The following is an 18,647-nucleotide window of genomic DNA, read 5'->3' as shown; positions in this document are numbered from 1 at the left end:
CTATCCGGCGGGCAAGGATCGCGGATCAACCGATCTCCCGTTCCCCCACCAGTCGCGCGATAATCGCCCACTCCTGCGCGAACATCGCGCGCCATAGCCCATCCGTGATGACGAAAAAGCCCGAACTCGACCGACGCGACTGGATTGCCGGCCTCGAAAAAGGCCTGATGATCCTGGAGGCTTTCGACAGCCAGCACGCGCGCATGACGCCCACGCAGGCCGCCGCACGCACGGGCCTCACGCGCACGGCCGCGCGGCGCTACCTGTTGACGCTCGAATCGCTCGGCTACGTGTACACCGACGGCAAGCTGTACGGCCTCACGCCGCGCGTGCTGCGGGTCGGCTGGTCGTACTTCGATTCGGCGCGGCTGCCGCGCACGGTCCAGCCTTATCTGCAGCAACTGAGCGCGTCGCTGAACGAATCGGCGTACGTCAGCGTGCTCGACGGCTGGGAACTCGTGTTCATCGCCCGCAACGGCGTGTCGCGCGTGATGACGACGGGTTTCGTGCTCGGCGCGCGCGTGCCGGCGCCGCTGACGTCGCCCGGCGTCGTGCTGCTCGCCCATCATCCCGATCGCGAAGCCGTGCGCGCGTGGCTCGACGAGACCGAGCTGCCGCCGTTCACGCCGCACACGATCACCAACAAGGCGCGGCTGCTCGAACAGGTCGACCATGCGCGCGATGCCGGCTACGCGGCGATCGAGCAGCAACTGCAGGTCGGCGTTCGCGGGATCGCGGTGCCGCTGAAAAACCGTCACGGCGAAGTCGTCGCCGCGCTGAGCACGAACATGCCGATCGGCGCGGAGACAACCGACGCGGCCGTGCGACGTGTGCTGCCGCATCTGCAGGAAGCCGCGCTCGCGATGCTCAACGTGCTGTAGCGACCGACGCCGCCGTCACCCGATCCGCCACCACCGCGGCAGCAGGTTGCGCACTTCGCGCCGTCGGTAACGGTCGTCGATCAGATGCACGACGCCCTCGTCTTGCTCGGTGCGGATCACGCGCCCGGCCGCCTGCACGACCTTCTGCAGCCCCGGATACAGGTACATGTAGTCGTAACCGTTGCCGAAGCGCGCGTCCATCGCGCGCCGCATCTGCTCGTTGATGTCGTTGACCTGCGGCAGCCCGAGCGTCGCGATGAACGCGCCGATCAGCCGCTCGCCGACCAGGTCGACGCCTTCCGAGAACGCCCCGCCCAGCACCGCGAAGCCGACGCCGCGTCCGCCCGCGTCGAAGCGCGCGAGAAACGCGTCGCGCTCGCTTTCGGCCATGCCGGGCGCCTGCGCCCACACGGGGACGTCCGGATGGCGCGTCTGCATCAGCGCGACCACGCGCCCGAGGTAGTCGAAGCTGCTCAGGAAGCCGAGATAGTTGCCGGGCCGTGCCGCGTATTGGGCGGCGATCAGGTCGGCGATCGGTTCGAGCGAACGATCGCGGTCGCGCCAGCGCGTCGACACGTGGCTCGCGACGCGCACCGTCAGCTGCTCGGCGCGGAACGGCCCGTCGACGTCGAGCCAGCCCGTATCGCCGGGCAACCCCAGCGTGTCGCGATAGAAATGGAACGGGCTCAGCGTGCCCGAGAACAGCACGGTCGCACGCGCGGCTTCGTAGCGCGGCGCGAGGAAACCGGCAGGGATCACGTTGCGCACGCACAGCGTCGACTGGACGCGGCGCCGACGGCCGGCCGTCGCGACGCCGTCGAGCGCCGGCTGCCGCGGCATCGGTTCGCCCTGCAGCGTCGCGTCGAAGATCGACGCGCTGTCGAACGCCTCGGCCAGCACGCCGAACTGGATCGCCTCGAAATGAAAACGCAGCAGCGCGTCGCCGTTCGCGCGCGGCGCGTCGGTCAGGTGTTCGCCGATCGCCGCGACGAGGTTCTGCACGGCCGACACGATCGGGCCCGGCACGTCGGGATAAGCCGCATAGCGCTCGGCCTGCGCGCGATTGAGCGTGCCCCACGCGCGGGCGAGCCGGTCGAATGCCTTGCGCAACGCGGCCGGCGCGGCTTCGCGCGCGGCCGCGAACGCGAACGGATCGAGCGACGCGCTGTACATCTTGCGGGCGCGGTCGAGCAGGTTGTGCGCTTCGTCGACGAGCACGCCGACGCGCCACTGGTTCTGCTGCGCGAGCGTGTACAGCATCGCGCTGCCGTCGTAGTAGTAGTTGTAGTCGCCGATCATCATGTCCGACCAGCGCGCGAGTTCCTGCGCCAGGTAGTACGGACAGACGTCGTGCGCGAGCGCGGCGGCGCGCACGGTATCGCGATCGAGCAGCCCGGCCTCGATCGCCGCGTCGCGCGCGGCCGGCAGCCGGTCGTAGAAGCCTTTCGCGAGCGGGCACGATTCGCCGTGGCACGCGAGGTCCGGATGCTCGCACGCCTTGTCGCGCGCGACGAGTTCCAGCACGCGCAACGGCAGCGCGGGCGTGCCGGCGCCGAGCGTCGTCGCCGCTTCGAGCGCGAGCGCGCGGCCGGGCGTTTTCGCGGTCAGGAAAAATACATGGTCGAGCTCGCCCTCGCCGCATGCCTTCAGCAGCGGGAACACGGTGCCGAGCGTCTTGCCGATGCCGGTCGGCGCCTGCGCCATCAGGCAGTGTTCGTTGCGCGCCGCGCGATAGACGGCCACCGCCAGCTCGCGCTGGCCGCTGCGGAACTGCCCGTGCGGGAACGCGAGCGAGCGCAGCGCCGCATCGCGCGCGGCGCGGTGGGCCGTCTCGCGTTCGGCCCAGCCGACGAAGCACGCGCACTGCTCGGCGAAGAACGTCGCGAGCGTGGCGGCATCCAGCGTTTCCGTCAGCACCGTCTCGCGCTCGGACACGATGTCGAAATACACGAGCGCGACGTCGATTGCCTCGAGGTCGCGCGCGTCGCACATAAGGTGCGCATAGACCTTCGCCTGCGCCCAGTGCAGCGCGCGATGGTTGGCCGGCATCGCGTCGAGGCTGCCGCGATAGGTCTTGATTTCCTCGAGCCGGTTCGCCACCGGATCGTAGCCGTCGGCGCGGCCGCGCACGGTGAGCGTGCCCCACGTGCCCGTCAGCGCGATCTCGGTTTCGTAGCGCGCGCCGCGCTTCGACGTGACCGCGCCGTGGCCGGCGATGCCTTCGAGCGCGGTCGGCGCGGGCGTGAAGCGCAGGTCGAGATCGCCGCGCCGCGCGGTGAACTCGCACATCGCCCGCACCGCGACCACGTAGCTCATGCGGACAACCCCGCCGCCTCGGCGTGCGCGACGTCGTCGCCGGCCCATTCGACGTCGACGACGCGCACCGGCATCCGGTGGGCGAGGCAGTACGCGAGCCAGCGCGTCTGGTTGTCCTGCAGCCGGTCGCCGGGGCCCTTCACCTCGATCAGCTCGTAGCGGCGCTCGTCGGGCCAGAAGCGGACGAGATCGGGCAAGCCGGACCGGTTGCTGCGGATATCCGCGAGCAGGCGCGTGAACCACAGCCGCAGGTGCTCGGGCGGCAGGCAGGCGAGCGCTTCGTCGAGCAGCGCGTCGGTCAGCACGCCCCAGAACACGAACGGCGACTGCAGCCCGGCCTTCGTCGCGAAATGCCGGCGGATCGTGTCGCGGTACGCGCCCGAATCGAGCTGCGCGAAGCAGGCGTCGAAGGCCGCCGCGCGGCGCACGGCGAAATCGGGTGCGTGCAAGTCGGCCGGGCCGCGCTGGAACGGGTGAAAGAATGCGCCGGGCACGGCCGCGAACACGGGCTCCCAGCACAGCAGCCCGAACAGCGAATTGATCAGCGTGTTTTCGACGTAGTGGACCGGCGAAGCCGGCTGCGCCAGATGGTCGCGCACCGCGAATTCGACGCTGATGGACACGTCGGGACGCGCAAGCACAAGCGTCTCGCGCGGCACGTCCGCGGCAGCGGTCGCGCGTTCGACGCGCCGGCCGGCACGGCGCTGCAGGCGCGGCAGCATGCGTTCGACGCGCTGACGCTCCTCGTCGCTCTCGAAGCCGCCGCGGGCGTCGAGCGCCAGCGCGAGCGCGTCGTCGTCGCGCCCGCAGCGTTCGAGCACGCGGATTCGCCGGTGGCGGCTGCCGGGCCACGCGCTGCGCGCGTATGCGTCGAGTGCGGCGCACCAGTCGGCACGGCGTTCGCATGCCTGGCCGAGCGCGAACAGCAACTTCGCGCGGCGCGTCGCGAGCCACGGTTGCGCGCAGTCGACTGCATCCAGCGCGCGGATCAGGTCGTCGAACGGCAGATCGTCGGGCCATGCATCGAGTGCGTCGCGGCACATCTGCAGCGCGAGATACGCGTCGACGTCGCCGCGCTGCTGGAACGCGCGCGACGATGGCGCGATCGGCACGCTTTCGTACTGGAACACGCCGAGATCGGCGAGCACGAATTCGCTCCAGTCCTGATGCAGATTGCCGAAGAACATCAGCCGCAGCCGGTCGCACAGCGCGCCGACCGTCACCCGTAACACCCGATCGCCGGGCTGCGCGCACCACGCGTCGAGCGGTTGCGCGACGTCGTGCGCGGGCCGCAGCCGGTCGAGCCAGTCGGCCTTGCGCGCGCCCGCAGGCGCGGCGAGCGCCGGGAAGATGCGCAGCAGATCGGCCTTGGTGGACAGCGCGAACAGCTCGTCGAGCGTGAGCGCCGGCGCCGGATCGACCCAGCCGAGCGCGACGAGCGGCGCGGCGGCGTCGAGCGTGCAGCCGATCTCGTCGTACACGAGCTTGGTCGCGCGGAAATCGGACCCGTTGCGCATCAGCATCCGCACGAGCAGCGCGCGCGACGCCTGCGGCAGCGTCGCGAACTGCCGGACGAACGCATGCTCGTGCGCGTCGAACAGGTCGTCGTAACGCTCGCCGAGCCAGGCCAGCGCGCGTTCGAAGTTGGTCAGGTAGTAAAACGCCGGAGGCGTCGGCGAGGCAGGCGTCACGGGGATCGATCACTGTACATTTGTACAGGTCGCAATCATATCAAATATGACGGGCAATGCCGCACGCGGCATCGCCCTTGCGCTGCCCGGCCGGTCAGAACTGGTAATTCACCGACATGTCGAACACGCCGTTGGTCGACTGCTGCGTGATCGGGCTGCGCGCCGCGCGGCCGACGAGCTGCTCGAGCGCGCCGTCCACCGTGACGAACCAGTGCTTGTTCACGAACCACACCATCGTCATGCCCACGCCGGCCGACTTGATCCCGGCCCCCGACGAATAGGCCGGCAGCCCGGAGCGCGCGGCCGCGCCCTGGTTCACGCCGAACCAGCTGTTCATGTAGCGGGAATCGGCGAACGTCACGGTCGGCCCCGCGAACCAGAAGAAGTGCTCGTTGCTGCCGGGCATCGGCATGTACGCGGAGAAATCGCCGGTCCAGCCGTTCGACCCGCCGATGCTGCGCCGGATGTCCGCGCGCAGCACGAGCGGGAAATCCTTCGAGACCACGTAGTCGGCCGCGAGCTTCATCACGGGCGCCGCGTTAATGTTGTCGAGACCGTTCAGGTGACCGAGATCGTCGGCCGACCGACGCCCGAGGTCATAGCCGACCGACAAACTCACGCGCCAGTTCGGCCCGCGCAGCACGTTCGCGCCGAGGCCCTCGCCCGTCGACAGGAAGAACAGGTCGCGATAGCGGATGTCGAAATTCGGGCCGCCCATCACGCGATAGCGGTCGGAGCCCGCGTAGCGCGGCTGCAGCGTCATCGCGGCGCCGACGCTCACCTGCCACGTGGGGATGTTCGGATCGAAGAGTTTCTGGAGCGGTACGCCCGCCGTGTATTGCCATTCGCCGAGCGGCGAAGGCGTCTGGGCCGACGCGTCGCGGGCGCCGGCGGCGGCGAGCGCCGCGAATGCCGACAGGCCGGATACGAACCGGCGTACGCCGGTGGACAGCAACAGGCGAGCAACAGTGGTCAAGGCGGTCTCCGTCGGTTGCACGAAACGAACCTGAGGGAAAGCGCGTCGCGCTTCATCGGCTGCAACGGCAGGCAGCCTGCGGCGCGAACGTAGCATGCGCTGAATTAACGGACATCCTACGCGACGCGCGCGCAGACGCAAAGCGCCCGTTGTGGGCGGGCACTTTGCCGAAAGCCGGCACGAGCCGGCGGACGAGTGCGGAATCAGAAACGCTCGACGTGATAGTCGCCGGCGAGCGCGGCCGGACTGCGGGTCGACATCATCCGCGAGAAGCCGTCGGCGAGCCGGCCGAGCGCGAGCTGCTTCTGGCTCGCGTCCCAGTGCGTGTAGGTGTCGTAGGCGGCATCGTCGAACGAAACGGTGACGGCGACCGGACGGCCGCTCGCGCGAAAGCCGATCTGCAGCACGCCGCCCGGCAATTCCTCGATGTGATAGCGGAGCGAACGCGATTCGAAATAGCGGCCCAGTACCTGAGCGATCGCGCGCTTGTCTGGCGATTGCACGTGAATGTCCATGACGGTCCTCCTTTTCAATGTTCGCGTGGCCGGTCGTGGCGCACGGCGCCCGCCCGGCATCCGCATCGGCGGCGGGTTCGACGGCGGATCGCCTTGCGGCAGCCCGTCGGGCACGGGCGGATCGACCGGGTCGTCGTGCCCGGGCGGCGGCGGATCCGGGTCGACGTCGGGTGTCGTCGGTTCGGGGCGGTGCAGCATGGATGGCGTGTTCATGTCACTCCTGCGCGGCGGCGCGCGCCGTTCAATGGCGAAGCGAGCCCTCGCAAGCGGCGTGCCTGCCGTCGCGCCGCGCCCCTTGGCCGGTCGGCTCACGCGTCGTACGCCGCCATGACGAGCCACATCGTGCGCCCCTCGGCGGTCAACTGCACGGCGAGCGCGAACGGATCGGACGGTTCGCATTGCGCGACGAGGGCCTGCTGCGCGCGTTCCGGGCCGTCGTAAACGGTGTCGTTCAGTTCGCGCACCTCGTCCTTGCCGTCGAACATGCGCCGCTCCGGCCGATAGAGCCGCGATTCGCGTTTCCACGTATCGAAACGCTCGCGCACATGGCCGAAATCGCCACCGCATACGTTCGCGTCGTAACGTATTCTTTCCCTGGCTGCATTCATCACGATGTCCTCTCGTCCATCCCGGACGCGTGCCGGCTGGTTCCCGCCGGCTTGCAAACGCCGTGCCCCCGGCTGCCGCGGGTACGGCGCTTGCGGCTTCTCATCGACAAGGAGGTTCGACCATGACCGTATACTCCACCGGCCGCCGCGACGCCGTGTCACCGGCTGCCGGACTGCTCCGGCTCGCCTCGTCGCGTCCGCCGTCTGAAGACAAGACGGAGGAGCGCATCGACGAAGGGCTCGAGGAGACGTTTCCGGCCAGCGATCCGCCCGCCGTCGGCGGTGCGACGCGTATCGACCCCACCAAGCCGTCCGGCGAGCGCGAACGTCGCGCGCCGCACGTCCCTTCCCCGCCCCGCGATCACGGCTGACGGCGGCACCCGGCGCGCGTTGCGTGGCAGCGCATCCCGCGTCGGCTCAAATCAGGAGCGATCCGATGAAAGTCCTTGAACGCAGATGGCATGAAATCAGTGGCGCGGCCGGCGTGGCGGCGCTCGCCGCGATCGAAAGCGCGGTGGTGCTGGCAATCGTCACGATGACGGGCATCGGTCACTGACGCCCCCGTCGCCAGGCCGCGGCTGCCGCCGTGGAAGATGTACAAGCGCGCTGGCAAATTTCTCCGTCGCCCGGCAAGCCCGGTGCAGGTGCGTTATCAGCGTGAACAGGCGTTGGCTCCGGTGTACGCGCCGTGCGCGTGGCACATGCGGTGCTCCCGTATCGTCCCGATCACGAAGGAGGCGTTCATGTATCGCGTCAACGAGATCATGTCGCGCGACGTAGTGTGCGTCGCGCCGACCGACACGATTCGCCATGCGGCCGAATTGATGCAGCGCTTCGATATCGGCGTGCTGCCCGTTTGCGACGGCGCCGAGCTCGTCGCGATCGTGACCGATCGCGACCTCGCGGTGCGGGCGCTGTCGCACGGCCATTCGCCCGATACGCCGGTGCAGGCGGTCGCGTCCAGGCCCGTGCAGTGGTGCGTCGAGGACGACGGCGTCGGCGACGTTCAACAGCGGATGGCCGACGTGCAGTTGCACCGCTTGCCGGTTCTCGACCGCAGCCTGAAGCTCGTCGGCATGGTGTCGCTCGGCGACATCGCGACGCGCGCGGGCGGACCGGCGCGCGACGAGCTGGCCAATACGCTCGAGGACGTCTCGTTGCCGCGCCGCCGCTGACCGGCGCCCCGATCATCCCGCGGCCTGCCGCCCCGGCGCACTACCCGCGCAACGAGTCTGCGCGCGGGCCGGGCTGCCGCTTCGACCAGGAGGTTTTCGATGACAACGGACAAACCGGCGCGCGACGCCGCGCGCATCGTCGGCGCGAATCCGCGTACGGCCGCCGGCGGGCCGGGACCCGACGTGATGGCCGCCCGCACGCTCGAAGGCGATCGCGTGCTGACGATGGACGGCGACGACATCGGCAAGATCGCCCACATCATGCTCGATGTGCGCACCGGGCGGATCGCGTATGCGGTCGTGTCGTCCGGCGGTCTGCTCGGGATCGGCGACAAGCTGCTCGCGGTGCCGTGGAACGCGCTCGTTCTCGATGCCGAACGCGAATGCTTCGTGCTGCCCGTCGACACTGCACGTGTGCGCGAGGCGCCCGGCTTCGACAAGAGCCGCTGGCCGACGATGGCCGACCCCGAGTGGGCCGAAGCGCTGCATGCGTATTACGGCCGTTCGCCGTACTGGCTGATCGAGGAAGGCGAAACGGCGCTCGATTCGCCGCCGTACGAGGCGTCGCCGGGCGGCCCGGAAGACGGGACGCGGCAGCACTGAACGCTATCCGAACTGTCCGCCCGAAAGCCGGTCACTGCGCGGTGGCCACCGCCTTCGCGAGTTGCCGCGCGGCGCCCAGATGCGCGTTCAGCGTGGGCAGCGTGCGGGCCGCGAATGCGCGTAGCTGCGCGTCGCGGCCCTCTTTCGCCTCGGCTTCGTAAAGCCGGACCGCCGCTTCGTGCGCGTGTGGGCCGGCCAGCGCCACATACGCCGTATCGAACGCGCGCCCGTTCTTCGCCCGCAATGCCGTCACGGCCGGGTCCACGAGCATTCGCGTCTGGACCGGCACGCCCTTTTGCGCGCCAAGGTGCCGCAGTTCGTCCGCGATACGCGCGTGATCGTCGACCATCCGGCGCGCGAAGGCCTTCACGTCCGCGTTCGACGAGCGGTCGAGCGCGAGTTGGCCGGCTTGCCGTTCCACCTTGCCGATCATGCCGGCCTTGTCGACGAACTCGGCGTCGATGCCGGTCGGCCGCTGCGTCATGCCGGCCTCGTCGGCGGTCGGGCCGGGAAGGATGACGCCCGGCGCGACCCGGGCGGACGAAGCCGGCGTCTGCGCGTGCGAAGCCGCGCACGCCAGGACGCCGGCGATGGCGGTCAGCACGCTGGCCTGCCGCCGACGCGTGCGTTGTTCGATTCGGGTCGTTTTCGTCATCCGGGGCCTCCCGTGTGGAACGACGGAGCGGGCCGGCCGCGCGGCTTGCCGTCACGCGGGACGATGGGCCGACGACGTGAAGAAATCGGTCCACGCGCCGTGGTGCCATGCGCCCTCGGTGCGCTCCACCGACAGCGCGCCGGCCGCGAGCATCGTCCGCTCCGCGAACGTGATCGTGCGCCGCGTCACATGCGCGGCCAGCACGACGCCGTTTTCGCATTGGTTCAACGCGCCATGCCCCTCCGGCGCATCGCCGCGCATCTTGCCGAGCGCGCCGCACAACGCGCCGACATAGCCGCCCACGAGCGGCACGCCGATCCACGCGAGCGGCGAATGAAGGCCGCCGAGATACAGCAGCGCGGCCCCGGCGAGCCCGACGACCGCGCCGACGGCCACGCCTTCCAGCGCGCCGAGGCCGCCGGGCCGCGCGGCGGAGTCCGCATAGACGTCGCCGCCGAGCCAGAACAGCGCGTGCTGCCCGGGCGGATTTAGAAAGAAGACCTTCACGTCGTCCCGATGGATCGCGTGGCCGCGCAACTGCTCCGCGCAGCGTTCCGCCTGTTCGAGCCGCGAGAAGCGGCCCGCGATGATGGTGTCCATGTCGAACCTCCTGCCCGGTGACGCGCAGGGTCGCGGGCGCGCGACGCCCGATCGGCCCGGCGCTGGCCCGCGCATCACGTTACTTCCGGCGAATCTGCAGCTTGTCGCGCACGCCGCTCACGCCGCTGACGTCGTGCGCGACGCGGATGGCGGTCGCGCGTTGCCGCTCGTCGGGTACGTTGCCCGTGAGTTCGACCACGCGGTCGCGAACCTGCACGTCGATGTCGCCGGAGGCCAGGCCGCGTTCGGCGACGAGCGCGGCCCTGACGCGGGACGCGAGCGTCGCATCGCGGATCTGGCCCCCGACGGCCGACGCCTGGCTCGCCAGCTTCGCACGGGTGCTTTCGTCGGCCGATGCGTAGCGGGGCGTCGCGAACCATGCACACGACATCATCAGTATGCTCGCGATCGGCACGACCGGCGTCCTGCGTCGGGTGCGTGCCGGCTTGCCGTCCGTGCCGTCGCGCCGCGGGTTTTCCGTTGCGTCCATCGCGTCTCCTTTTTCGTATGTGCTCAGCGTCACGCGACCGGCGTGCCGCGCCGTCCGTGTGCGCCGCTACCGCTCGCGCGGCTTCCCGCCGCTCCTGTCGTTCGGGTCGTCCAGTACGACGTCGACGATCACGCTCGCGAGCGTCGGCATGTCGACCGGCTTGCACAGATAGGCATCGAACCCGGCGGCCATCACGCGGCGCCGGTCTGCGTTGCCGGCGTGCGCGGTGACGGCGACGACCGGCAGATGCCCGCCGCCGTTCGGCAGGCGCCGGATCCGGTCCAGCAGCCAGTAACCGTCGCCGTCCGGCATCGCGAGATCCGACAGCACGACGCTCGGCTGCTGCCGCTCGACCGCCTCGAGCGCATCGTGCCCCGACCGCGCGGTCGATACCTGCGCGCCCATCGTTTCGAGCGCCACCGCGAGGCTCGTCCGCGACGTCGGGTCGTCGTCGACCACGAGCACGCGCTGGCCGTCGAGCGCGACCGTATCGGACATACGCTTCGCGCGTGGCGGCTGCTCCACCGGATCGTCGGCGTCCCAGCCGGCCGGCAGCGTCACCGTGACGGTCATGCCGCGCCCCGCCCCCGCGCTCGTCGCGACGACCTCGCCGCCATGCAACTGCGCGATGTTGCGCACGATCGACAGGCCGAGCCCCAGGCCGCGCTTTGGCGACGTGAACGCGCCTTCCGGCCGGCTGAACGTGTCGAACAGGTGCGGCAGGTATTCCGGCGCGATGCCTTGCCCGGTATCGGAGACCGACAGCCGCACGCGCTCCCCGGCACGCGTGAGCGACACGTTGATGCGTCCGCCCGGCGGCGTGAACTTGATCGCGTTCGACAGCAGGTTCGACAGGACCTGGCGCAGGCGTTCGCCGTCCGCCGGAATCACGCAGGCCGGCATCGCGTACTCCGTCGACAGCACGAGCCCGTTCGCCTCGGCCGTCGCGTCGAGTTCGCGCGCGGCGTCGCGCACGATCCGCACGAGATCGACCGGCACGCGTTCCAGGCGCAGCCGGCCGGTCGCGAGGGACGACGCGTCGAGCAGGTCGGCGACCATGTGCGACAACGACCGCGCGCTGCGATCGATCGCGTCGACCGCCTGTTGCGCGAGGCCCTGCCCGTCGGCGTTGCGCAGCACCTCGACCCAGCCGTAGATCACGTTCAGCGGCGTGCGCAGTTCGTGCGACACCGTCGCCAGCAGTTCGTCCTTCAGCCGGTTCGACGCGTCGGCCTGCACGCGCGCGTCGCGCGCGCCGCGCAGCGAGCGCAGGTGGTGGCGTTCGTTGCGGCGGCGTTCGCCCGCTTCGCGCAGCGTCAGCGACAGGCCCGTGCAGTGGCCCTGTGCGTCGACGATCGGCGACGCGGCGAAGGTGGCGCGAAAAAGGCCGCCGTCGGGGCGCACGCACAGGACGTCGAGCGGCCCGACCGGCGTGCGCAGGTTCGCGAACGACGCCGGCACCGCATGCCGGCGCAGCCAGCGCGGCGCGATCATCGTGACGATGTCGCGTCCGCTCGCCTGTGCCGGATCGATGCCGAAGATGTGTGCCGCGGCCGGATTCCAGCTGACGATCCGGCGCTCGGCGTCGGTCCCGACGATCGCATCGGGCGACGCATCGACCACGCGGCGCAGCAGCCCGTCGTCGGACACGCACGCGACGGACGACGGCTCGCGATGCGGCGGATACGGATCGTCGTCGTGGTCGCCGGTCCCGTGCGGACGATCGTTCGCGAGCAGCGGCTTCACCGCCGCCACCAGCACGCATTCGACGAAACCGATCGCGACGAACGCGCTGGCTTGCGCCAGCAGCGTAAGCAGCGGCGCGTCGCGCCACCACAATGCGGAGATCACGCCGACGCTCGCGACGGTCGCGACGAGGCCGCCGCCGAACGACGTCAGCCATGCGGCGGCCGCCACGCCGGCATAAAAAGGCAGCGGCGCAAAGGGCGCGTGCTGGCCGACGGCCCGAATCGCCCACGCCTGCAGCGCGGACGCCAGCCCGACGGCCAGCACGACCCATGCACCCTGCCGGAACAACTCACGGGTCAGAGTCCTCATTGCGTCCTTGCATCGCGCCGGCTCCCGTCGTGCGGGGGGATGCCGCCTTTCGGCCATCCGGCATACCGTCGAGCGCGCCGGGCGAGCAGGAAAACGCCAGCAAACGACGTACCCGATGGTGGCCGCGCGCGGCGTTCCGGGGAACGGATGGCCGGACCCTCCACCCGCGTCGGCTGCGGCCCGGATGGGTGGCTGCCGGTGTTGCCACGCGCACCGTCGCAATGGGTCGCCGGCCGCTTTTTTCATCGAGTTTCTGTAAAAAAGCGCCGGTTATCACCTGACCGACGCGTCGTGCAAGGGTGCGCGAAAAACGATGGACGATTTCTTTCGCTCGCGCCGCGCACATTGGAATTTTCTATTCCGCGGCACCTTCGCGGTCGTTTCGCTGTCGACGATAAATATTGCAATCAACGGGACGCGTGATGCCGTTTTTCAAAACGGCCCGCGAACGCTTATGGGTGAATCCGCCAACCGGACGAAGCAGCGCGCAGACGGTCGCCGGCTGTCCGGCCGGTCCGCCGCGATGCGCGCGCTGCTCGCCCGTATCGACAAAATCGCGCCCACCGGCGCGAGCGTGATGATTGCCGGCGAAAGCGGGGTCGGCAAGGATATCGTCGCGCGCCGGCTGCACGATCTGAGCGCGCGGCGCGACGCCCCGTTCGTGCCGATGAACTGCGGCGCGATTCCCGCCGATCTTGCCGAGGCGCAACTTTTCGGGCACGAGAAAGGCAGTTTTACCGGCGCGATCACGCAGCGCGAGGGTTTCTTCGAAGCCGCGCGCGGCGGCACGCTGTTGCTCGACGAGGTCGCGGAAATGCCCGCCGCGCTGCAGGTGAAACTGCTGCGGGCGATCGAGTCGAACACGATCGTGCGCGTGGGCGGCACCGAATCGATTCCGCTCGACGTGCGGTTCGTGTCGGCCACCCGCCACAATCCGGCCGACGCGGTGCGCGACGGCCGGCTGCGCGAGGACCTGTTCTACCGGCTCGCCGCGTTCGCGATCTACGTGCCGCCGCTGCGCCAGCGCGACGGCGACGTCGAGACGATCGCGCAGGAATTCGTCGACACGCTGAACGCGCGGCATCGCGCGCACAAGCGGCTGACCGACGCGGCGATCGCCGCATTGCGCGCGTATTCGTGGCCCGGCAACGTGCGCGAACTGCACAACACGATCGAGCGCGCGTACATCCTGGCGGACGAAGGCATCGACGTCGCCCTGCCGAAGCAGCCGATGCCGGTGGCCGACAGCACGTCGGAAGGCGCGATGGCGCTGCCGGTCGGCGCGACGCTGCACCACGCGCAGCAGCGCTTCATCGCGGCGACGCTGCGTCACTTCGACGGCAACAAGCCGCGCGCGGCCAAGGCGCTCGGCATCAGCCTGAAGACGCTCTACAACCGGCTCGCGCTGATGCGCGACCAGGACGGTTCGTAAGCGGCGCGGTCGGCCGCCGCGTCAGGCGACCTTGAACTGCCCGACCGTCGTCGCGAGCGCGTTCGCCTGCGACTGCAGCGCGGTGGCGGCCGCGGTCGACTGTTCGACGAGCGCCGCGTTCTGCTGCACCATCTCATCGAGCTGGCTGACCGCGCGGTTCACTTCCTGGATCCCGCGCGTCTGCTCGTTCGCCGCATGCGTGATCTCGGAGATGATGGTCGTCACGTTCGCCACGTTGGCCACGATCTCGCGCATCGTATCGCCGGCCTGGCGCACCTGCCCGGACCCGGCCGACACGCTCGCGACCGTCGACTCGACCAGCACCTTCACTTCGCGCGCGGCCTGGGCGCTGCGTTGCGCGAGGCTGCGCACTTCCTGCGCGACGACCGCGAAGCCGCGGCCCTGTTCGCCTGCCCGCGCCGCCTCGACGGCCGCGTTCAGCGCAAGGATGTTGGTCTGGAACGCGATCCCGTCGATCACGCCGATGATGTCGCCGATCCGGCCCGATGCTTCCTCGATCTTCCCCATCGTCGCGACGACGTCCGACACGACCACGCCGCCGTGCGACGCGATCCGCGACGCGGCCGCCGCGCGCTCGTCGGCCTGGCCGGCGGCCGCCGCCGACTGACCGACGGTCGCGGTGATCTCTTCCATCGACGCCGCGGTTTCCTCGAGGCTCGCCGCCGCCGATTCGGTACGCGACGACAGGTCCTGGTTGCCCGCCGCGATCTCGTTCGCGGCCGTGCGCACCGATTCGCTCGCGTCGCGGATCTGGCGCATCACGTCGTTCAGCTTGTCGACGAAGCTGTTGAACGAGCGCGCGATGTCGGCGACTTCGTCGCGGCCGTCGGCCGGCAGCCGCTTCGTCAGGTCGCCGGCGCCCGAGCCGATCGCGGCCATCGCCTGGCGCACCTGGGACAGGCGGCGGAACGCGGTCGCGGTGATCGCGCCGATGATCAGCGACGCCACGCCGACGATCACGATCAGCGTGATCAGCGACGCGGTCAGCAGCGAGCGCATCCCGGCCGTCGCCTCGGTCTTGTCGAGCAGCACCAGCGCGTACCAGTCGGTGCCCGGCACCGGCTTCGCGCGCACCAGCTTCGCGTGGCCGCCGACGCCGACCTCGACCGGCGCGTTCGCCGCCGCGATCGACGCCACGCCCAGCGAGCCGAGTTCGGGCGACACGTCGGCGACCGGCTTCAGCGTGAGCTTGGCGTCCGGGTGGGCGACGACGTGGCCGCTGCTGTCGACCAGCATCCCGAAACTCGCCGGCGTCGGGCGGATCGACTTGACGTTGGCGATCACGCTGTCCATCGACAGGTCTGCGGCGACCACGCCCTTCAGCGCGCCGTCGCGCAGGATCGGCACCGCGAACGTGACGACGAGATTGCCCGTGCCGGCATCGACGTACGGCGGCGTGACGACCGGCTTGCCGGCCTGCGCGGCCTGCTTGTACCACGGGCGGCCCGTCGGGTCGTAGTCGGGCGGGATGCCGGTCGGGTCGGAGAAGTGGAACGCCTTGTCGGCATAGCCGGCATAGACGTTCGTGAAGCCGCCGGCCGCCGCCATCTGCTTGAACACAGGCAGCGGGTCGGGCGTCAGCGCGGCATCCTGCAGCGACGCGATCATCCGGCTGCGGGTCGCGACCCAATCGGCGATCCCGACCACGTGGCCGCTGGCGACGGAGGTCAGGTTGCGGTCGATCGCGTCGTCGTTGTACGCGCGTGCGATGAAATAGTTGATCAGGGTCGTGGCGACGAGCGCGAATACGACGATGGCGACGCACGCGGCAAGGATGCGGGCGCGAATGGACGAGAACATGGCAACGACTCGGTAAGAGAGCAGGAACGCCCGATTGGACGAATTCACCGTGTAAACGGCAAATCGGGCCACTTACTTGAGGTCGTTGTGACGATTCGATGAAACGTATGACGACAGGTGTCTGCGACTGCCAATAAATCGTCAGGATGGCCGGGTTCGACCTGCGTGCTGCCCGCCGGCTACTCCCTACAGCCGGTGGCGCGGACGTGGATCGGCGTCCGCGGGCGCCGCATCGGCCCGGGTGTCGCGGTCGAAGACGTCCTTCTGGCGCATCCGCTCGCGCAGGTGCCGGATCGCGAATACGTGGATGTAGTCGTGCACGCGCGCGCCGGACGACAGCGCACGCACTTCGTCGTCGAGCATCGCACGCAGCTGATCCGCGCCGATCGCGCGCCGTTCGGCGGCTTCCTTCAGTGAATCGAGCAAATTGTCCTTGGACATCGACAGACTCCTGACGGTCGAGGAACGAAAAGATGACGGTACTGGAAGCTTAAAGACTGGACAGACACGCGGCGTACGATGCGCCGGCGCGGGTTTGCGCGCGATCAACGGCACGTCGCGTGCCGCCGCGTCGATCCGTTTCCGAACCGTTCGCGCAGGGTTCGCGGTGCACATGGCCCGCGAACGAGACTGGATGGAAGCCTTGCCACGCCACCCCGGGGCGCGGCATGGGCGACGGGCGGCGGGTGGACCGCCGCGCGACGCCGATGCAGTGGGGAAACTTAGACCGTCCGAAATCATGCGTCAAGCGCCCCCCTGCGATGCATTCGTCGGACGAACGCGGCGGTGCGGCCGATCATCCGCCGCGCGTGTCAGCGGATTCCGATAGCGCCGCGCAATTTCCTGACAGCGACTTCAGCGCGCGCCGCTTGGCAGCGCGCCGTCGCCACACGATACTGATCACATGAACCAGGCGTTCATACCGGAACATCGCTCAGTCGGCCATCGAGCCGGCACGCGGGGTCCGGCGCAGGAGACCAACCATGGCACATCGCACCTTACCGGGCCGGGACGGCCAGCGGCGCGCGTCGGGCAACGCGCGCGCCCTGCCCGCCCGGCCCGCGTCGGCCGGCAACCGTCCGTCCGACGACCTCGACACCTTGCTCGCGCTCGCACGCGAGGCCGGATTGCTCGTCACGCTCGACGGGCAGATCGGCCGCGAAAAGTATCAGAGCGTCGCGGGGTCCGTCCTCGCGTTGCAGCGATTCGCCGCGGCGCTGTCCGCGCGCAACGCGGCCGACGCGCCGGCCGCATCGGAGCCGCGTCGCAAGGCGCGCCCCGGGTGGCCCCATGCGAATCGTTTGCGCAGTCGCACGTGCAGCGTATGTGCGCCGCTCCATGTCGTGCGTCCGCATGCGCGGGTCCGTCGCTGCACGGGCCGCCGGCACGACCTGCGATCGATTCTTCGCTCCCTCTGATCTGCGCACGTCACCGGCGCACGGCACGGCGCCGTGCATGCGCGCTGTCCGCCGCGATCCGTATCGAAGCGACCGCGCGCGATGACGCGCGGCTCGACGCGGCCGCATTCCAGACCATTCGTACGGGGAAATGAATTCGACGGGGCCAGGCGGAAAGCGGACGGGGTGACTTCCACCCCGCCCGTCCTCCAAGGCAACCGTCGGTTGCCTACCCTCGTGCCAGAGAGTTTCCGGTCGGATGGCGCGCCGGACACACACGCGGCGCGGCGCCCGAACATGATGTGGCGGCGAGTGCGACAGCGATCGCCTTTCATCGCCTTTCGCACGCCGGCGCGGCCTTGGTCCCGCATGCATGCGAAGGCCAGCCGCGTCGCGGGGACGCTCCCCCACTGTCTCACGCGACATGCGCCGCGTTTCTGATGCAGGTCAATCCATACCGCTTCGATCGCGACGACACGCGATTCATTCCGCACCGCGCACCAGCAGCACCGGCACCTGCGCGAGATGCGCGACCCGCCGCGCGACGCTGCCGATCAGCCAGGCGGCGAGGCCGCGACGGCCATGCGTGCCGACCACCAGCAGCTCCGCCCGCCAGTGCACCGCATCGCGCATCAGTGCATGGGCCACGTCGTCGCTGGTCGGATGCGTTTCGACGATGCCGCGCTTGGTCGGGTTGCCTGTCGCATGAAACAGCGGGCCGATCTTAGCGAGCGCATCCTCGCCCTCTGCGCGGTACGCATCCTCGAGGGCGCGCACCGGCACGACATCGGTCAGACGAACCGCGCGATCGATCACGTACGCCGCATACAGCAACGTCGTCGGCGCCGCGAAGCCGAGCCCCACGCGCACCGCGTGCAGCGACGGCTCGCTGCCGTCGACCGCGAACATCAGCCGCTGCAGCGTGCCGTCCGACGTCCGTGCATAGGCCGACGGCACGATCAGCAGCGCGCAGCGCGCGCGTTTCGTCAGCGTGTCCGACATCGCGCCTTCGACCAGCCGCAACAGCCCGTGATGCGGATTCGCGCCGATCGCCAGCACGTCCGCGTGCCACGTCGACGTATCGTTGACCAGTGCGTCGGCGACCGAGCCGCCCGTGACCGACGTGTCGACGACCACTTGTTCGACTTCGATCCCGCTGTCGGCGAACAGCGCCGCGATCCGCTCGCAGGTGGCCTGCGCGTCGCGCATCATGTCCTCGCGCGCCGACGTCAGCAGCGCGTCGATGCGCGGAATGTCGGGCAATACGAGACGCGGATTGTCGATCGCGCAAATGATGCGCAATCGCATGCCGGGACGCAGCAGCGTGCGCACGTAACGGGCGGCGGTCAGCGATTCGGGCGTCGGATCGACGGCCAGCGCGATTCGCGCGAGCGTCGGGATGGGCTGGGCAGGCTGCATGGCGAAGGTC

At 69.8% G+C, this 18,647-nt stretch carries 18 protein-coding genes; 6 read left to right on the top strand and 12 right to left on the bottom strand.

The features are described 5' to 3' along the window. Window positions 1–107 precede the first annotated feature (107 nt). Entirely contained in the window at window positions 108–881 is a 774-nt protein-coding gene (locus JYG37_RS29570; RefSeq protein WP_050011062.1) for an IclR family transcriptional regulator domain-containing protein, read from the top strand. Between the two features lie 15 nt (window positions 882–896). On the opposite strand, the gene JYG37_RS29565 is transcribed toward JYG37_RS29570, so the two are convergent. The 5 genes from JYG37_RS29565 to JYG37_RS29545 all read right to left on the bottom strand — a co-directional run bounded on the left by JYG37_RS29565 (window position 897) and on the right by JYG37_RS29545 (window position 6,987). After that, window positions 897–3,197, bottom strand: coding sequence for an ATP-dependent DNA helicase (locus JYG37_RS29565; RefSeq protein WP_213346878.1), 2,301 nt, complete (start codon window positions 3,195–3,197; stop codon window positions 897–899). Next, window positions 3,194–4,888 carry a VRR-NUC domain-containing protein gene (locus JYG37_RS29560; protein ID WP_213346876.1) on the bottom strand — a complete coding sequence of 565 codons (1,695 nt, stop codon included), beginning with the start codon at window positions 4,886–4,888 and terminating at the stop codon, window positions 3,194–3,196. The genes JYG37_RS29565 and JYG37_RS29560 overlap by 4 nt, the downstream gene beginning before the upstream one ends. 94 nt (window positions 4,889–4,982) lie before the next feature. After that, a complete protein-coding gene (locus JYG37_RS29555) occupies window positions 4,983–5,864 on the bottom strand; it encodes a MipA/OmpV family protein (RefSeq protein WP_124554268.1) in 882 nt (293 codons plus the stop codon). A 203-nt stretch (window positions 5,865–6,067) separates the two neighbouring features. Then, window positions 6,068–6,379 (bottom strand): ATP-binding protein, encoded by a 312-nt coding sequence (locus JYG37_RS29550; protein WP_041492268.1) that lies wholly within the window; start codon window positions 6,377–6,379, stop codon window positions 6,068–6,070. Between the two features lie 308 nt (window positions 6,380–6,687). After that, a complete protein-coding gene (locus JYG37_RS29545; protein ID WP_050011058.1) occupies window positions 6,688–6,987 on the bottom strand; it encodes a hypothetical protein in 300 nt (99 codons plus the stop codon). Window positions 6,988–7,109: 122 nt separating this feature from the next. On the opposite strand from JYG37_RS29545, the gene JYG37_RS29540 reads away from it, so the two are divergent. The 3 genes from JYG37_RS29540 to JYG37_RS29530 all read left to right on the top strand — a co-directional run bounded on the left by JYG37_RS29540 (window position 7,110) and on the right by JYG37_RS29530 (window position 8,765). After that, on the top strand, window positions 7,110–7,358 hold the full coding sequence (locus tag JYG37_RS29540) for a hypothetical protein (protein WP_089489373.1): 249 nt from the start codon (window positions 7,110–7,112) through the stop codon (window positions 7,356–7,358). 372 nt (window positions 7,359–7,730) lie between these two features. Continuing rightward, the gene (locus JYG37_RS29535; RefSeq protein ID WP_012340039.1) at window positions 7,731–8,162 is read left to right on the top strand and encodes a CBS domain-containing protein; all 432 of its coding nucleotides are present in this window, start codon (window positions 7,731–7,733) and stop codon (window positions 8,160–8,162) included. Between the two features lie 99 nt (window positions 8,163–8,261). Further along, window positions 8,262–8,765, top strand: coding sequence for a PRC-barrel domain-containing protein (locus tag JYG37_RS29530; protein WP_213346874.1), 504 nt, complete (start codon window positions 8,262–8,264; stop codon window positions 8,763–8,765). A 31-nt stretch (window positions 8,766–8,796) separates the two neighbouring features. Here the strand turns inward: JYG37_RS29530 and JYG37_RS29525 are convergent, their stop codons facing one another. The 4 genes from JYG37_RS29525 to JYG37_RS29510 form a co-directional block, all read right to left on the bottom strand. Beyond that, window positions 8,797–9,420: a DUF4142 domain-containing protein gene (locus tag JYG37_RS29525; protein WP_089489371.1), complete on the bottom strand. Its 624-nt coding sequence runs from the start codon at window positions 9,418–9,420 to the stop codon at window positions 8,797–8,799. A gap of 51 nt (window positions 9,421–9,471) precedes the next feature. Further along, on the bottom strand, window positions 9,472–10,020 hold the full coding sequence (locus JYG37_RS29520; RefSeq protein WP_089489370.1) for a hypothetical protein: 549 nt from the start codon (window positions 10,018–10,020) through the stop codon (window positions 9,472–9,474). 79 nt (window positions 10,021–10,099) lie between these two features. Then, window positions 10,100–10,510, bottom strand: coding sequence for a BON domain-containing protein (locus JYG37_RS29515; RefSeq protein WP_050011054.1), 411 nt, complete (start codon window positions 10,508–10,510; stop codon window positions 10,100–10,102). Window positions 10,511–10,576: 66 nt separating this feature from the next. Continuing rightward, window positions 10,577–12,568 carry a hybrid sensor histidine kinase/response regulator gene (locus JYG37_RS29510; RefSeq protein WP_213346872.1) on the bottom strand — a complete coding sequence of 664 codons (1,992 nt, stop codon included), beginning with the start codon at window positions 12,566–12,568 and terminating at the stop codon, window positions 10,577–10,579. Between the two features lie 454 nt (window positions 12,569–13,022). Here JYG37_RS29510 and JYG37_RS29505 point away from each other — a divergent pair, with 454 nt between their 5' ends. Beyond that, a complete protein-coding gene (locus JYG37_RS29505) occupies window positions 13,023–14,000 on the top strand; it encodes a sigma-54 interaction domain-containing protein (RefSeq protein ID WP_235356122.1) in 978 nt (325 codons plus the stop codon). Between the two features lie 21 nt (window positions 14,001–14,021). Here the strand turns inward: JYG37_RS29505 and JYG37_RS29500 are convergent, their stop codons facing one another. Together JYG37_RS29500 and JYG37_RS29495 are read right to left on the bottom strand one after the other, a co-directional pair. Further along, on the bottom strand, window positions 14,022–15,821 hold the full coding sequence (locus tag JYG37_RS29500; RefSeq protein ID WP_050011052.1) for a methyl-accepting chemotaxis protein: 1,800 nt from the start codon (window positions 15,819–15,821) through the stop codon (window positions 14,022–14,024). A 186-nt stretch (window positions 15,822–16,007) separates the two neighbouring features. After that, window positions 16,008–16,262, bottom strand: a complete 255-nt coding sequence (locus tag JYG37_RS29495; RefSeq protein ID WP_050011051.1) for a DUF3562 domain-containing protein — start codon at window positions 16,260–16,262, stop codon at window positions 16,008–16,010. Window positions 16,263–16,804: 542 nt separating this feature from the next. Here JYG37_RS29495 and JYG37_RS29490 point away from each other — a divergent pair. Next, window positions 16,805–17,239, top strand: a complete 435-nt coding sequence (locus tag JYG37_RS29490; RefSeq protein WP_050011050.1) for a hypothetical protein — start codon at window positions 16,805–16,807, stop codon at window positions 17,237–17,239. A gap of 462 nt (window positions 17,240–17,701) precedes the next feature. On the opposite strand, the gene JYG37_RS29485 is transcribed toward JYG37_RS29490, so the two are convergent. Beyond that, window positions 17,702–18,637 (bottom strand): universal stress protein, encoded by a 936-nt coding sequence (locus tag JYG37_RS29485; protein ID WP_050011049.1) that lies wholly within the window; start codon window positions 18,635–18,637, stop codon window positions 17,702–17,704. Window positions 18,638–18,647 lie beyond the last annotated feature (10 nt).

The sequence above is a fragment of the Burkholderia sp. LAS2 genome (assembly GCF_018417615.1).
In the GTDB taxonomy this organism is placed as follows: Bacteria; Pseudomonadota; Gammaproteobacteria; order Burkholderiales; family Burkholderiaceae; genus Burkholderia; species Burkholderia sola.
Note: the sequence above shows the minus strand (reverse complement) of the source record. Positions and strands in the feature narration are given on the sequence as shown.